The organism is Neobacillus sp. YX16 (assembly GCF_030123505.1).
In the GTDB taxonomy this organism is placed as follows: domain Bacteria; phylum Bacillota; class Bacilli; order Bacillales; family Cytobacillaceae; genus Neobacillus.
In genome coordinates this window covers 1,308,549-1,324,818 of sequence record NZ_CP126115.1, presented here as the reverse complement: position 1 = coordinate 1,324,818, position 16,270 = coordinate 1,308,549, and the positions used below count along the sequence as shown (strand labels likewise).

The window sequence follows — 16,270 nt, the reverse complement described above, 5'->3', positions numbered from 1 at the left end:
TTAATCACCTCATGGAAAGTATTCTCTTCCATAAGCCTAACCAAACATTATCAACAATACAACTATTTAATTTCTTTAACTTCTCTGTCCATTAAGGCACGTGCTACAAACGCTGCAGGCAGTGTATAACCAATTAAAGCCTCGACAACTGCAACCATTCTGCCCAACCCGTGTGGCACAACATCTCCATTCCCAACAGAAAACAATGTCATTGCACTGAAATAAAAGCTTGTTTCAAACAAGTTATAGTTATTTTCATGATTTGTTTCTACGAGCAATGACACACCCTTTAATTCAAACAATAAATAGATGAGTCCAAACCCAAGAATAACCGTAAGATAGATGGATCCTAAAAAAAGTGCATTTTCTATTGATACAAACTTCCCTTTTATTGTATTTGGTACAAACAATGTTCTTATACTCATAAAAATACAGAAGATAACAATTGGCAATAAGAAATAGAACATCAGCAGCCACCCCAATTGACGTCATTAGTCTCATTCTATGCAGGCTTGGACGATAAAATATCAACAATCCTTGCTAAAGTGGCGGGACCGTAAAAATTTTTCAAAAGTAAAACAAATAAAAGTTGATTAAAAAAGTGCTATTATAGGAAGGAATCCATTTCAAGGAGGAAAAATAATGCAACTTACAAATTCAGAACGAATACATAATGAAGCGTTGGAACATATCGTTGGCGGGGTAAACAGCCCCTCTCGTTCATACAAAGCGGTAGGTGGCGGTGCTCCAGTCGTTATGGAGCGTGCTCAAGGCGCCTATTTTTGGGATGTCGACGGAAATCAGTACATCGATTACCTTGCAGCTTATGGCCCAATCATCACAGGACATGCTCATCCACATATAACAGAAGCCATCAAAAAGGCTGCAGAGAGCGGAGTTCTATATGGCACTCCTACCCCGCATGAGGTAAAGTTTGCAAAGATGCTGAAGGAAGCCATGCCTTTTTTAGAAAAAGTTAGGTTTGTGAACTCAGGCACTGAAGCAGTCATGACAACGATTCGTGTTGCCCGTGCCTATACTGGCAGAGATAAGATTATTAAGTTTGCCGGATGTTATCATGGTCACTCTGATCTTGTTCTTGTTGCTGCCGGGTCAGGACCAGCTACGCTCGGAACCCCTGATTCAGCTGGTGTTCCAAAGAGTATTGCCCAAGAAGTCATTACGGTTCCATTTAATGATATTGGGCCTTTTAAAGAAGCATTAGACAAATGGGGCGACCAAATTGCAGCGGTTTTAGTGGAACCCATTGTTGGGAACTTTGGAATTGTGGAACCAAAACCTGGATTCTTACAGCAGGTGAACGATCTTACCCATGCTGCAGGCGCACTTGTTATCTATGACGAAGTTATTACCGCTTTCCGCTTTATGTATGGAGGTGCACAGGATTTATTAGGTATTCAGCCTGATCTAACAGCCCTAGGGAAAATTATTGGCGGGGGTCTGCCAATTGGAGCATATGGTGGACGTAAGGAAATTATGGAACGAGTGGCACCACTAGGACCTGCCTATCAAGCAGGAACGATGGCAGGGAATCCAGCCTCCATTCTTTCTGGAATCGCGTGTCTTGAGGTATTAAAGCAAGAAGGAGTATATGACTACCTTGATCGTTTAGGGGCAATGCTTGAGGCAGGCATTCTAGAAGCTGCAAAAGAGCACGGTATTCAAATTACGATTAATCGTTTAAAAGGTGCTTTTACCGTTTATTTTACAAATGAAAAAATTGAAAACTATGAGCAAGCAGAAAATACAGACGGTGAAATGTTTGGCAGGTTCTTCAAGTTAATGCTGCAACAAGGAATTAATTTGGCTCCTTCTAAATACGAAGCCTGGTTCTTAACCATTGCACATACAGAAGAGGACATCGAAGCAACACTTCATGCCGTAAATAATGCATTTTCCTTACTCGCAGACGAATAAATATACATTTTTTATTCATTAATAGAGAGTGGTAATCACTCTCTATTTATATCTGTCACTTTGAAAACGTTTACATTATAACTTTCATTTAAAAAACCCATCTAAATTTCCTCAATTTTCTATCCACATTCTTGTATATTTATTTGATTTCTGAAAATTCATATGATATATTATTTTCACGCAATCTTATTTAGTTGTGCCCTCAATTTTTTGTCAACAATTCTTACATTAATAAGCTAATAGGAGGTGAGCGGCTTTAGAGGAAATTTTGCTCAAAGCCAAATTATATGACAGAAAGATGGAATCCTTCCCTTTTTAAAGATTTCCATAAGCATGAACATGATGCCTGCGGAATTGTAGCTTGTCTTGAAAAGAACAAGCAGCCTACTAGAAAAAACATTTTTGATTGCATAGATGCTCTTGTTACGATGAATCATCGTGCTGGTTTTATAAACGGTGAGGGCGATGGTGTTGGAATTCATGTTGATATTCCTAAGGCTCTATGGAAAGAAAAGTTACAAAATGCAAATGTTGATCCCTCCCTAGCTGACACAGATAGCTTTGCTGTTGGTCATGTTTTTATCAGCCTAAAAGCTAACTGGGACTCTACTAAACAAGAATTACTTCAAAAACTAAAAAACTACGATTTAGAAATTATCTTTGAATCAAATCAAGTTACCGACTCTCGTGCTCTCGGCCCAATCGCCATTCAAGAAAATCCAGTTTTCTGGCAGTTTGCATGTATCTCCAAAAAGGCAGGGCAAGAATTAACTAAGGTATTATTCGATGCGATTATCGATTTTGAAACCAATGAATATGTTCATGTTGCATCCTTAAGCCAAAATCATGCTGTTTATAAAGTTATGGGTGCCGGAGATATTCTTCCTCGCTACTATATGGATTTAGCCAGTCCCGATGTTGCCTCAACCGTAACACTTGGCCATAACCGCTATTCCACCAATACACTTTCAAGCTTTTTCCGAGTTCAGCCATTTAGTGTTCTTGGACACAATGGAGAAATTAACACCATCGCAAAGCTTCGTGATGAAGCGAGAATGATTGGTGTTCCACTCGTTAAAGATGGCAGTGACTCACAAGATCTAAGCCGGACAATGGAAACATTGATTTGCCGTGAAGGATATACGCTATTCGAGGCAATCGACCTATTATTCCCGCCAATTATCAATGAAATTAAAGCCTACTCAGAAGATTTACAAGATTTATATACTTATATTCGCGAAGCATGGGGGCATTTTGCCCAAGGTCCTGCCGGCATTATTTCTAGATTTGGGAATGAAGCTGTTTTTAGTGTCGATGCCCTAGGTCTACGGCCACTTTGGATGCTCGAAACTGAAACTTCTTATTTATTCTCATCTGAACCAGGCATCATTCCTTCGAGTGAGTATGTCAATGACCCTAAACCGCTAGCTCCTGGTGAAAAAGTTGGCTTTAAGTGGAGCAATAGTAAATTAGAAGTTTACGAGCAGGACAAATTTCAAAGAGAAGTTTATAACCGTTATTCAAATCGCTTGAATCTACAGGGTTCAAGAGTTCGTTTACAAGCACCTGCTTTAGAAAAAACAATTACGATGAATTATCCAGATAAAATACACAATGGACAATATAAGGCCTTTGGCTGGGAAAGAGACCACATTCAATTAATTGAGCAAATGGCTGAAAAAGGTGTCGAGCCGATTCGTTCCCTTGGGCATGATGCACCACTTGCAGCTCTTAATCCTGAGCGTAAAAACCTTGCAGATTATTTTAAAGAAAGTGTAGCCGTTGTTACGAATCCTGCGATTGACCGCGACCGAGAAACGGAGCATTTTTCCACACGAGTGATTATTGGGAAGCGTCCTGATTTATTTATAAATGAAAAAACAGAAACTGTTCTTGAGTTAACCACTCCCCTTCTATTAGAAGGTAAAGCAGGTTATAGCTGTTCCGAGACTATTGGCCAACCGAGCTTCGATCAAGTGGTACAATATTTCCAAAAAGAAAAGCTGGTTGCGTTTATTTCTTCAACCTTTAGAAAAGACGAGAACATTGATACTGCATTAACAAGAATTTCTGAAGAAGCCGTTAAAGCTGTACTTTCTGGAAAGAGTTTAATCGTTCTTGACGATGCGAACGCACATCAAGATGACTTTTATTGGATTGATCCACATTTAGTTACAGCTGCTATCGATCAAGCATTGGTAAAGGCAGAATTAAGAAGAAATTGTTCTATCGTGCTGCGCTCTGCATCCATTCGTTCTCTGCACGACATGATAACTGTTTTTGGATTAGGTGCAGATTTAATCAGCCCCTACTACATGTTCATGACAGTGCTCGATGAATCAAATAAACCTTTAATTAACCTTTATAGTGCATTATCTAAGGGGCTTGAAAAAGTAATTTCAACTATTGGTATTCACGAATTACGCGGCTATGGCAGACTATTCTCAAGTATCGGTCTGCACGAAGAGATTGCAAATGTATTAAATATCGTTAACTTTTTTGGATCTGCTGAGATTGAGAATAATTATGCAGCAATGAAGAATGATGCTTTTCAAAGAGCAGAGGATTACCATAATGAGAAGGAAAGAGTCGGGAAAACCTTCCACCTCTTCCCTCGTATTTGGAAAGCTATAGGTGAAGTTGCTGCAACAGGTGACTATAGTGCTTACCGTGATAAAATTAGTGAACAAGAAGAGCAGAATCCAACAACGATTCGTCATTTAGTTCAATTAAAGAAGAGCAATCAAGCCATTTCCCCAACGGACGTTGATATTACAGTCGGCGAGCATGATTTGCCATTTATTATTTCTTCTATGTCGTTTGGCTCACAAAATGAGACTGCCTTTAGAGCTTACGCTGAAGGTGCTGATCGCCTAAACATGGTCAGTCTAAATGGTGAAGGCGGAGAAATCAAAGATATGCTGGGTAAATATCCAAAAACGAGAGGCCAGCAGATTGCCTCTGGACGATTTGGAGTAAATGCTGAGCTTTTAAACTCTTCTAATCTATTAGAAATTAAAATTGGGCAGGGTGCAAAGCCTGGTGAAGGCGGTCACTTACCTGGTTCAAAGGTAACAGCTAAGGTTGCTGCTGCACGTAACGCTACACTTGGATCAGATCTAATTTCGCCATCAAACAACCATGATATCTATTCAATAGAAGATTTAGCCCAAATGATTCTAGAATTAAAAACAGGTAATGACCAAGCGAAAATTGCGGTAAAAGTACCTGTTGTCCCAAATATCGGTACCATTGCTGTTGGTATTGCTAAAGCAGGTGCTGATATCATTACCTTAAGCGGATTTGACGGTGGTACAGGTGCAGCCAGAATCCATGCCCTTCAGCACGTTGGACTTCCTGTCGAAATCGGTGTAAAGGCAGCCCATAATGCTCTGCTTGAAAGTGGACTTCGTAATAAAGTAGAGATTTGGGCAGATGGCGGTATGAAGAGTGCCATGGACGTCATGAAAGTTATGCTCCTTGGTGCAAACCGCGTTGGTTTTGGAACTCTTTCCATGCTGGCAATCGGCTGTACCACTTGCCGTGGATGTCATTTAGATACTTGTCATGTTGGTATTGCTACCCAAATTGAATCTGAGGTTCAAGCTAAAGAACATGGACTTCGCCGCTTTGTTCCACGTCAGTTGGACTTAGCTGTAAATGGCATCATGAATCTATTTTCATCCTTTGGAAGTGAGTTAAAAGCACTTGCCGCTTCTGTTGGAATTACAAACTTGCAGGATGCAGTTGGACGCTCTGATTTATTAGAACAGGTGAAAGGAAAGAATCAACTTAGCCTATCTTATCTATTAAAACCGCTTGAAATTAGCCAATTCTCAAAATCAGAAGAAACAAAGGCTTTCCAAGAAGTCCAAATGCAAGTGGCCGTTGGTGCCGAATATTTAGACGCAAGCGTTGACCAATTACATTCTTCTCGCGAATTTGACAGTGTTACTTCAGAACAACGCGTCTTAGGAAGCAGGGTTTCCTGTCACCGAGTTCGAGGAAGACTTGATGGTTCATACCTGCAGCTTCCTCCTGTGCAGCTTAAGTACAAGAATGGTTCCATTCCTGGAAACGGCCTAGGTGCTTATAATAGCGGCGGTATTGAAATCACTGTTAATGGCGGCGGTCAAGATGGTGTTGGAAAAACATCTTTTGGCGGGAATATCTTTATTCTTAAATCAAAAGGAAAAAATGGCAACTATTATAATGGTTCTGTCGGAAAAGGGTTCGGATATGGGGCACAAAAAGGGCTGCTAGTAGCTCAGGGTAATGCTGACGCTCGTGCTGGAATCCGTCTTTCAGGTGCTGATTTAATTATTGGCGGCTCTGTTAAGCAGCCACTGCCTGAAAATGAAGCTGGAAATATTGGAGCAAATGCAAATATTAAAGGCTTTGCATTTGAATACATGACAAATGGCCGCGGCTTAGTTTTAGGAGATCCAGGTCCTTGGATTTGTGCAGGTATGACTGGTGGAGTCGTTTATGTGCGTCAACAGCCTGAGGTTGGTTTAACAGCCCAAGCGATTATGAGAAGGATTGCTAAAGGTGCAAAGGTTTCAGTCATGAGCTTAACCGAAAATGGGAAAAAAGATGTAAATGAGCTTCTCGGTAAATATACAGATGTATTGGCTAATGATGGTCAGACAGAAGAAGCTACTAAGCTTCGAGCACTTCTCTCTAACCCAGAAGATCACTTTATTCAAATTGTTCCAGTAAAAGAACAGGCTGATCCAGCTGTATCTACAGAATGATACGAAAAGAACGTTCGCATTTTACCGCGGACGTTCTTTTTTGCGTTTTGGAAAATATCTTTAACTATTACTTACATAAATTCATACAATATCTCTTGATTAAATGTTTTAATCCATGTATAGTACGTATTTGTTCATTATGAAGTAAACTAAGTACACACGACTTAAATTTGAAAGGAAATTATTTAGAATGAAGTTAGGTGCCCGCATTTTCAAAACGGGAATTGCAATTGTTTTATCCCTTTATTTAGCACAGCTGCTGCACTCACCCTCTCCTGTTTTGGCAGGTATTGCTGCAATCTTTGCGATACAGCCAACCATCTATCGTTCTTTTTTAACGATTGTTGAACAAATACAAGGAAATTTAATTGGGGCAATTCTTGCAGTCATGTTTGTCCTCCTACTAGGAAATCACATTATCATCATTGGTTTAGCCGCTGTGATTGTTATTATTATCAATCTTAAATTAAAAATTGAGAATACAATCGGACTTTCTCTTGTAACGCTAGTTTCAATTATGGAAACCCCTGGAACTGACTTTATTCCATTCGCAGGAATTCGTTTCTCAACGATTATGATTGGAGTATTTTCAGCCTTTGTCGTCAACCTTGTCTTCCTGCCTCCAAAATATGAAAATAAGCTTTATTTTAGGATATCAGAGACAACAGAAGAAATTATTCGCTGGATACGATTAAGTACTCGGCATGACTTCGACCACAATCTGTTAAAAGCCGATATTGAAAAACTAAAAGATAATTTAATGAAAATGAGTCAGTTTTATTTATTATATAAAGAAGAAAGAAGTTATTTCAAAAAAACTAGTCTAGAGAAATCGAGAAAACTGGTGATTTTTAGACAAATGACATCCGCTGCCAAAAAGGCACTTGATACATTAAAGAAACTTCATCGATTTGAAAATGAAATGCTTCATCTCCCTGAAAACTTTCAACAATCCATACAGGAACAGCTCGACAGTGTCATTTACCATCATGAGCAGCTAATGCTCCGGTTTATTGGCAAAGTTCCAACTCCCTTGGATAGTGAGGATAGTGATTGTATTAATAAGAAAGAACTATTTGATCTGTTTTTGGCCCATCAAAAGCTCTTCGGCGGCCAAGACGATTCGCATTTATATCATACGATGCAAATCATTTCTTCCATTATTGATTACGGGGAACAGGTCGAACATCTTGATACCTTAATTACCAGCTTTCACTCTTTTCATCACAATGAGGTATCCATTGAACAGAAGGAAATTGAATAAATAAAGAAAACTTACCGGAGGGGTAAGTTTTTTTTAGGTTAAAATTGTTTTTTTGGTTTTTCTTTCTTGCTTCTTTCAATTACGATAGCACCAAAAAGACAACCAAACCCTATTATATGCATAATAATATTACCTATATCTCCGATGTCATCAATTGTTAACCCAAACAAAATACTTCCAATCAAAATTAGTGGAATAGCTAGGAAAAACCTCAAATAATTCAATCCTCTCCATTTTTCATGTATGATTTATTATTCATTATCCTCTCAATATCTAGGAAAAACAGCCAAAACTAGGCATCACTTGAATCTATTAGGAAAATCTACTTAGTAGGAGGGAATGCCATGCCAATAAAAGTTTTATTCCTTATATTGCTTTTCATATTTCAGTTTATTTCTGTGACTAAGGCAGAAGTACCAGTGAAGGCAGCGTTTGTTCGTGACCATCAGTTATGGCTGAAAGACGGAGATCAAGAAGTACAGCTCACAACAAATAAATCTGTCAATTCTCCCCAGTGGTCCTATGATGGTAGGTTTATTGCATACATAGACGGTGATGAGCAAGGTGAAAAATCAAATCTCTGGATTTACGATACAAATAAAAAAGAAAACTATAAACCGTATCCCATCATTGAGACTTCTTTATTTAGGTGGTCCCCTGTTGCAAATGAGCTAGCTTATTTATCTGGATGGGTCCTAAATGTTACAAAGACAAAGGATGGCAGGCCATATGGATTTGAAAATGTTTCGTTAGGTGTTAGTGAATTTGCATGGTTTCCAAACGGTAAAGAGTTTATTGTTTCTACTCAATCTGGTCGACTTCCTACGGGCTGGGAACCAATTAAGTTGTACCAAATTCCAAAGGATATGAATCTTAATGAGAACAAGGCTGTGCTATTGTACTCAATCCAAATAGATGAAAATGATTTATTTGCCGTTAATGTTGGTGATTTTAAGTGGAGTCATGACGGAAAATGGGTCAGCTTTCTCGGCACTCCTACACCTTCTTGGGCCATGGACAGTAACCCTTTATGTGTATTATCCTCTGATGGAAAAATATTCAAGGACATTGGTAGGATGTTAGGATTTAGTGACTGGTTTAAATGGGCACCACAAGCCAACCAATTAGCTTATATTTCGGGAGAAGGACGGTTTTTTGTTAAAAATAAAATTACTAAAGTTGCTGATATAGATGCATCCACCAACCAGGTAGAATATACACCAAAAGGATATGTAGACCTAGATTTAGATTGGCTGTCACCTTCAAAAGTGATTGTCGCGCGGTCACATGAAAACAAAGCGTGGGAAGAGGGGCCAGTTCCCACAATGTTCACCTCTCTATATGAGATAGATTTAGCCTCAGGCACTCAGAATCAAATCACATTTCCAAAAGAAAATGAGTTAGATGTAAATCCTCAGGTCGTTGAATCTTATCTCACATGGGTACGTAGGCAAGACAAAAATTACAAAGCTGATGTATGGATACAGCATGATATGCAGAAAGTAGCGAACATATGGATAGAAGATGTAGATTTTTCACCTGTTTTATTTAAGAAGTAATCAATGAGTCGATAAAGCCCAATTAAAGTGAGTAATTCCAAAAGTATTATATAGGCAATACTTTTCATTCAGGGATTTTTTTGGTTATAGGAAACTTTTTTGCGAGAGTGAAATACAATAAGAATAAAGGGAGTGATAAGGGTGTCTCCAACTAAACGAATAAAGAAAAAAATCTTATTAAATTCCTACTTATGTAAAAAGTTAGGGATTATTAGTGACCAAGAATATAATACAATTTTAAATAATTTCAGTTCTCACGGACATTAACTCTAGATGAAGTAGACGTTAAGAGCGATACTCATCCAAGTTGGATGAGTGACTGCTCTTTCTTTATTTAACTATTCTCGGGCTCTCATTCACCTTATGAGTGACCTCTCTTTCCTCTTTTAGCTGTTCTCAGGCTCTCATCTACCCTATGAGTGACCTCTCTTTCCTCTTTTAGCTGTTCTCGGGCTCTCATCTTCCAATTTTACAAAAATACAAACAAAATTAGGATTTGGTCCACATTCGTATCTTAGACACTAATCCATAAAAAATGACGTATGCCAATTGAACTATAACCCGAATTGTTGGGATAACGCTCCAATGGAATCATTTTTTGGTCACTTTAAAGACGAAGTCGATTATAAAGAATGTAATAGTCTTGGTGAGTTAAAACAAATAGTAGATTCTTATATGAAGGAGTACAATAATCATCGTTATCAGTGGGGATTAAAGAAGATGACCCCGGCACAATACCGAGGTCATCTGTTAGCAGCATAGTCTCTTTTATTAAACTGTCCATATTATGGGTTATAGTTCAAATTACATACGTCATTTTTTGCTGTTCTATTCTATGCCTGCAGCGGTGTTTTTTCATTATGCTGTTCAAGCTGCTGGACTTGAAATAATTTATAATAATTGCCCTGTTTCGCCATTAATTCTTCATGTTGGCCCACTTCGACAATTTTACCATGTTCGATTAAGACAATTCGATCAGCGTGTGTGATGGTGGATAACCGATGGGCTACAACAAATGTCGTCCGATCCTTGGCCAGCTTATCAAGTGCTTCTTGGATAAGGTGTTCACTCTCTAAATCAAGAGCTGAAGTTGCCTCATCTAATATCAATATCGGCGGGTTCCGTAAAAATACGCGGGCGATGGCCACTCTTTGCTTTTGACCACCTGAAAGCTTAACGCCTCTTTCGCCGACCTTCGTATCATACCCATTTGCAAGATTCACGATAAAATCATGCGCATTTGCCGCTTTGGCAGCTTCATATACCTCATCATCCGTTGCGCCAGGTTTCCCTAATAAGATATTGTTCTTTACAGATTCACTAAATAAGATATTGTCCTGAAAAACTACGCCAATTTTGTCTCGTAGGGTCTGAACATTGAAATGACGGATATCTACTCCATCTAATAAAATTTTCCCCTCAGTGACATCGTAGAAACGAGGAATCAGGCTGACGAGTGTCGACTTTCCTCCACCGCTCATCCCAACAAGGGCAATCGTCTCCCCTTTTTTCACATCAAGGTTGATATCTTTTAGAATCATTTCCTCTGATTCATTGTAGGTAAATTGAACATGATCAAACGTAATGTCCCCCTTCACATCCTTACACTCAACCGCATTGGGAGCATCGACAATATCATATTTCTCATCAAGGAATTCAAATACCCTATCCATTGATGCGAATGACTGCGTAAGGGTTGTGGAAGAATTCACAAGCCTTCTTAACGGATTGTACAATTTATCAATATAAGCAAAAAACGCAATCATTGTTCCCAGTGTTAAACTTCCTTGAATAACAAGGTAAGCTGAGTATCCGATAACGAGCAAAGGTGCGATATCGGTAATTGTGTTAACGGCCGCAAATGCCTTTGCATTCCAGCTCGTGTGCTCTAATGCCTTATCTAAAAAGTTCTTATTTTGTACGTCAAACTGCTTTTGTTCAAACTCTTCAATCGCAAAGCTTTTAATCACTGGCATCCCTTGAACCCGTTCATGTAAATAGCTTTGTATTTCAGCAAGTGCTTGTGAGCGCGACCGGGTAAGCTTACGAAGATTACCAAAAAAGTACTTGATAGAGATCGCATATAACGGAAATAGCAAGATGGATACAAAAGTAAGACTCACATTCATGTAAAACATAATAATGATGGCAATAATAATCGTCGCGATATCGAGCCAAAGATTCATAAGGCCAGTAATAACAAATGTTTTCGTCTGCTCAACATCATTAATAACGCGAGAAATAACTTCTCCTGACCGTGTGTTGGCATAATACTTAAAGCTGAGTTTCTGGATATGTGTATACATCCGATCACGGATATCGTAAAGAATTTTACTTGACGTCCATTGGGCAAAATATTGACGATAATATTCAATTGGCGGCCTTACTACGACAAAAACAACAATCATAATTCCCATTATGATTAGTAATTTATTTAATTTCTCATCATTTGTTAAACCACTTGCCCCAATTATATCATCCACTACATACTTAATGAGCATGGGTATCATAAGCGGGATTGCGAATTTTAAAACCCCGATAATAATCGTCCCTATAATTTGAAGGCGATATGGCTTAACAAATTCGAGATATCTGCGAACACTGCTCAAGATTGGCCCCTCTTTCTGCGCTGTCACATTAATAAGAACAGGGAAAGATGATGAAGACAGCTACAATACGTGTAGGTGCCTTCATCATCTTTCCGAAACATTCTTCCATTAACGTCTGTAGGTTAAATAACGCTCATACCAGATATCAATAAAATCTGGCGCAAATGGTCCTTTACGCTGTCGAATCCACTGAATGAGCTTTTCGACATTTCTTTTCAGGATTTGGTCAATAACCTCAGGATACTTCATCTCACGACGGTGCCGTTCATATTCATCCTCGTCTAACAAATTAAACGTCATATCAGGGAATACCTTAATATCAAGATCATAATCAATATATTTAACTGCTTCACCATCAAAAATAAATGGTGAGCTGAGATTACAATAGTAATAAATACCATCTTCACGAATCATCCCAATAATGTTAAACCAATACTGTGAATGAAAATAACAAATCGCTGGTTCTCTTGTAATCCATGTTCTTCCATCTGACTCTGTAACAATTGTGCGATCATTCCCGCCAATTACCAGATTTTGCGATCCTTTTAAAACGGTCGTTTCTTCCCAGACGCGATGGATGTGCCCATTGTGCTTATAGCTATGTATTTGTATTGGTTCACCTTCGATGGGTACGCCCATGATTCTCCCCTTCTTCCTTCCTAAACGCTTTGTAACCTTTCTTCCTGCAATTAACGACAAATGGCAACAAAGTTATTTACTATTTCTTATTATTATAACGGTTGAGTAAAGAATTTAAAACAAAAGAGCCATTGATTTCAATGACTCTTTGAAGAAATTTGCATATTTTTCAATTTTTTTTTGATTTTTGACCTATATTGACGGTTCTAAATCAGTTTCACGATAGGATTGGATAACTTCCTCCGTTTGTTTTTCAAAGATTTCCTGAATCTCTTTTAACTCTTTTTTCATTTGATTAATATCAAATTGGACACTCTCTAACTCCGTTTCATTTTGCAGAGTCTGTAGTTGTTCTTCAATTTCTTGACACCGCTCAAGCTCACCTTGAAGGTATAGTAATTTTTCCATTGTCATCATCTGCTCAGATACTAAACGGTTAAAATGATCCATTTACCACACCGCCTTATTTTTACTTCCTAATATGTATTCTTTAATAAATAGATTTATCCTTTGACTAGTTATGTAGACTTGGGAGAAGTTTTGTCGATTTAACGAAAAGCGGAAGCGCCTTGACCAAGGAAAAAAGCAGTTCATTTTTTCCCAGGGGCAACAGGCATAAGACGATTCGGCGGGAAGGTTGTTCTTTAACCTTTCTGACGGATTGGCTTATGACCCCGAGCCCCTAGGCGCTGTAGCTAGACAATTATCTAATTTTTCACGTTAAGAAGGCACCCTTTCGACTCAGGGTGCCTTCTGGTTACTACTTTATTAGCTTTGACCAAATTGACCAGAGTTGCCTTGGCCTTTGTTAGCTTGAGATTGCTGATTTTGCTTTTTCACTTCTGCAGCATCTGTTTGGCTAGCGAATTCAGTTCCGAATTGACCAGCTGAACCAGTAGCTCCAGCAGAACCTTGACCAGCTTGAGATTGAGCGTTTTGTTGTCTAACCTCTTGGATGTTCGTTCCAGCAGAAGTTTTGTTTGGTTGTTGATTGTTTGCCATGTTAATCACCTCCACGAAATTAATATGTCCCGCTTCGTGAAGATTATCCTAAAAAATTTTTAAAAAAATAATTAAACAAGTAAGGAAATTCCGCCATCAACAATTATCGTTTGTCCCCTAATCATGCTGGATTCTTCTGACAAAAGGAACATAACGCAATTTACCATATCCTCAATTTCCACCATACGCCCTGCTGGAGTTTTCTCCTTTGCCTCCTGAAGAAGCTCCTCGCGGTTTGGGAAATGAGTTAATGCTTCTGTATCGACAGCTCCGCCAGAGACCGCATTTACAACAATATTTTTAGCTGCTAACTCAACTGCTAAATACCTCGTTAAGGCTTCTAACGCGGCTTTAGAAACACCTACTACGGTGTAATTTTCTAAGTAACGAATCGATCCTAAAGAACTTATGCTGACAATCTTGCCGCCGCCATTTTTCTCCATTAACTTTGCTGCTTCCTGAGCACAGAACAATAATGCCTTGCTGTTAATATTTAAGGTCCAATCCCAGTGATTTTCTTCTAGTTCCATAATAGGACGCTGAACTCCAGAGGCAGCATTATTAACAAAAATATCTAATCTGCCAAATTCTTCATCGATTTGTTGGAACATAGCCTTAATTTTACTGACATCTCCGACATTCGCTTTTACCACTAAAACCTTTCTGCCTAATGCTTCAATTTCCTCTGCTACTTTAAGTGCAGAACTTTTACTTCTTGCATAGTTGATGACAATATCATACCCGGCTTGAGCAAGCCTTAAGGCTGTGGCCTTTCCTATTCCTCTGCTGCTTCCTGTTATAAGTGCTACTTTTTGTGTCATATACCTTTACCCCTTTTATTTTCGTGTTCTTTTCATTTTAGCTTTTCTATGAATAGAAGACAATTAATTACAAAACAATAAGCTGGATGAATCCCATTGGAAAGGAAGTCGATTATGTATACAGGACGGGATATGACAGAGCTATCAATGATGTCTAAAGCGGATTGGAATGAAAATGAACTTGCTTTTTTTCATCACTCACTCCAGCAAATCGCACCTTATTTAAACAGTGAAGGAGTTACCATTCATCGGGAAATTATTGAAGAAATTGAAAGTCGCGGCGGAATAAAATTATAAAAAAAGAACGCCAGGAACCTTGTGGCGTTCATTTTTTTGTATAATTATTATATAGCTTTAGGATTTTATGATAAGAAACCGGAAAGGCATAATCTTCCATTTCATCTAAGGAAATAAATTTCCAACCATTACCTTCAGAAAAATCGGAACCAATTGTTCCTGTAAATACACGGATATTCCAAATTAAATGGGAAAAAATGTGTTCTATTTGACCAATACCTTTATCAAGCATAATATTCATATCAAAGGAATCTTTGAAAAGATCAGTGATTTGAGTACGATCCATCAGTAATGGTTGATGAATTTCAACATTTGGAAACTCCCATAAATTTGCTAATAGTCCAGTTTCAGGACGTTTATGAATTAGTACTTTTCCCATTTCATTTTTTACAATAATTGCTGCTAGTTCAACATTTTTTTGTGAGTTCTTTTTCGTCTTAATTGGAAGTTCTGACTCTACTCCCTCATGAAAACCTTGACAATGATCCCGTACAGGGCAGAGTAAACAAGAAGGCGATGTTGGCGTGCAAATTAATGCGCCAAGTTCCATTAATGCCTGATTAAACGCAGAAGGATCTTCATGGGAGATTAGCTGTCTAACAGCATTTTCAAATACCTTCCTAGTAGATGGCTTTGCGATATCCTCCCAAATCGAGAGGATACGTGATAAAACCCTCATGACATTACCATCCACTGCGGGTTCAGGTATACCATAGGCAATACTCAAAATTGCACCAGCCGTGTAGGGACCAACCCCCTTTAGGTTTGAAATTTCTTTTGGAGTATTTGGTACCTGACCATCGTATTTTTCGTTTACTTCTTTTACAGCTGAATGTAAATTCCTTACTCGCGAATAATAACCTAGTCCTTCCCATGCTTTAAGAACTTTATCATCATTTGCGTTCGCAAGGTCTTCTATCGTTGGAAACCATTCAATAAATCGATTAAAATAAGGAATAACCGTATCAACTCTTGTCTGCTGCAGCATGATTTCTGACACCCATACTTTATAAGGGTCTTGGTCTTTTCTCCATGGCAATTCGCGTTGTTCGGCTTTAAACCAGGAGATTAAATCCTCTTGAAAATTTTCTATTGTGATTTTTTCTATATTTTTCAACTCATTTACCATTACAAAAATGCCTCCAGCCTGTTAAACAAAAAGAAATAAGGGAATATAATAATAAGCATTTTTTAACGATAAGCCATATTATTGATTTTGACAAGATAAAAGAAAAGCGGAAGCGCCTTGAACAAAGAAAAAAGCAGTTCATTTTTTCCCAGGGGCGACAGGCATAAGACGAGCCGACTAGAAGGTTGTTCTTTACCTTCTTGACGGATTGGCTTATGCCCCCGAGCCCCTAGGCGCTGGAGCTAGACATTTTAT

12 protein-coding genes and 1 pseudogene are annotated in these 16,270 nt (G+C 38.5%); 6 read left to right on the top strand and 7 right to left on the bottom strand.

Features of this window, described 5'->3' with window-relative positions:
- Positions 1–62: 62 nt before the first annotated feature.
- The gene (locus tag QNH48_RS06455) at positions 63–467 is read right to left on the bottom strand and encodes a potassium channel family protein (protein ID WP_206021615.1); all 405 of its coding nucleotides are present in this window, start codon (positions 465–467) and stop codon (positions 63–65) included.
- A gap of 175 nt (positions 468–642) precedes the next feature.
- Here QNH48_RS06455 and QNH48_RS06450 point away from each other — a divergent pair, with 175 nt between their 5' ends.
- The 5 genes and pseudogenes from QNH48_RS06450 to QNH48_RS06430 all read left to right on the top strand — a co-directional run.
- Positions 643–1,938, top strand: coding sequence for a glutamate-1-semialdehyde 2,1-aminomutase (locus tag QNH48_RS06450; protein ID WP_283954253.1), 1,296 nt, complete (start codon positions 643–645; stop codon positions 1,936–1,938).
- A 287-nt stretch (positions 1,939–2,225) separates the two neighbouring features.
- A complete protein-coding gene (locus QNH48_RS06445; RefSeq protein ID WP_283954252.1) occupies positions 2,226–6,695 on the top strand; it encodes a glutamate synthase-related protein in 4,470 nt (1,489 codons plus the stop codon).
- Between the two features lie 190 nt (positions 6,696–6,885).
- Entirely contained in the window at positions 6,886–7,959 is a 1,074-nt protein-coding gene (locus QNH48_RS06440; protein ID WP_283954251.1) for an FUSC family protein, read from the top strand.
- Positions 7,960–8,303: 344 nt separating this feature from the next.
- Positions 8,304–9,518: a translocation protein TolB gene (locus QNH48_RS06435; protein WP_283954250.1), complete on the top strand. Its 1,215-nt coding sequence runs from the start codon at positions 8,304–8,306 to the stop codon at positions 9,516–9,518.
- 564 nt (positions 9,519–10,082) lie between these two features.
- Positions 10,083–10,280: pseudogene (locus QNH48_RS06430) on the top strand (IS3 family transposase); the annotation flags it as partial.
- Positions 10,281–10,351: 71 nt separating this feature from the next.
- On the opposite strand, the gene QNH48_RS06425 reads toward QNH48_RS06430, so the two are convergent.
- The 5 genes from QNH48_RS06425 to fabL all read right to left on the bottom strand — a co-directional run bounded on the left by QNH48_RS06425 (position 10,352) and on the right by fabL (position 14,589).
- Positions 10,352–12,127 carry an ABC transporter ATP-binding protein gene (locus QNH48_RS06425; protein ID WP_283954249.1) on the bottom strand — a complete coding sequence of 592 codons (1,776 nt, stop codon included), beginning with the start codon at positions 12,125–12,127 and terminating at the stop codon, positions 10,352–10,354.
- A 108-nt stretch (positions 12,128–12,235) separates the two neighbouring features.
- Positions 12,236–12,766, bottom strand: a complete 531-nt coding sequence (gene ntdP / locus QNH48_RS06420; protein WP_095249190.1) for a nucleoside tri-diphosphate phosphatase — start codon at positions 12,764–12,766, stop codon at positions 12,236–12,238.
- Positions 12,767–12,958: 192 nt separating this feature from the next.
- Positions 12,959–13,216, bottom strand: coding sequence for a YgaB family protein (locus QNH48_RS06415; RefSeq protein WP_090760403.1), 258 nt, complete (start codon positions 13,214–13,216; stop codon positions 12,959–12,961).
- 318 nt (positions 13,217–13,534) lie between these two features.
- Positions 13,535–13,768, bottom strand: a complete 234-nt coding sequence (locus QNH48_RS06410; RefSeq protein WP_283954248.1) for a gamma-type small acid-soluble spore protein — start codon at positions 13,766–13,768, stop codon at positions 13,535–13,537.
- A 71-nt stretch (positions 13,769–13,839) separates the two neighbouring features.
- Entirely contained in the window at positions 13,840–14,589 is a 750-nt protein-coding gene (gene fabL / locus QNH48_RS06405) for an enoyl-[acyl-carrier-protein] reductase FabL (protein ID WP_095249188.1), read from the bottom strand.
- A 114-nt stretch (positions 14,590–14,703) separates the two neighbouring features.
- Here fabL and QNH48_RS06400 point away from each other — a divergent pair, with 114 nt between their 5' ends.
- Positions 14,704–14,886, top strand: coding sequence for a mother cell protein YfhS (locus QNH48_RS06400; RefSeq protein ID WP_095249187.1), 183 nt, complete (start codon positions 14,704–14,706; stop codon positions 14,884–14,886).
- Between the two features lie 28 nt (positions 14,887–14,914).
- On the opposite strand, the gene mutY is transcribed toward QNH48_RS06400, so the two are convergent.
- Positions 14,915–16,015 (bottom strand): A/G-specific adenine glycosylase, encoded by a 1,101-nt coding sequence (gene mutY / locus QNH48_RS06395; protein ID WP_283954247.1) that lies wholly within the window; start codon positions 16,013–16,015, stop codon positions 14,915–14,917.
- Between the last annotated feature and the right edge of the window lie 255 nt (positions 16,016–16,270).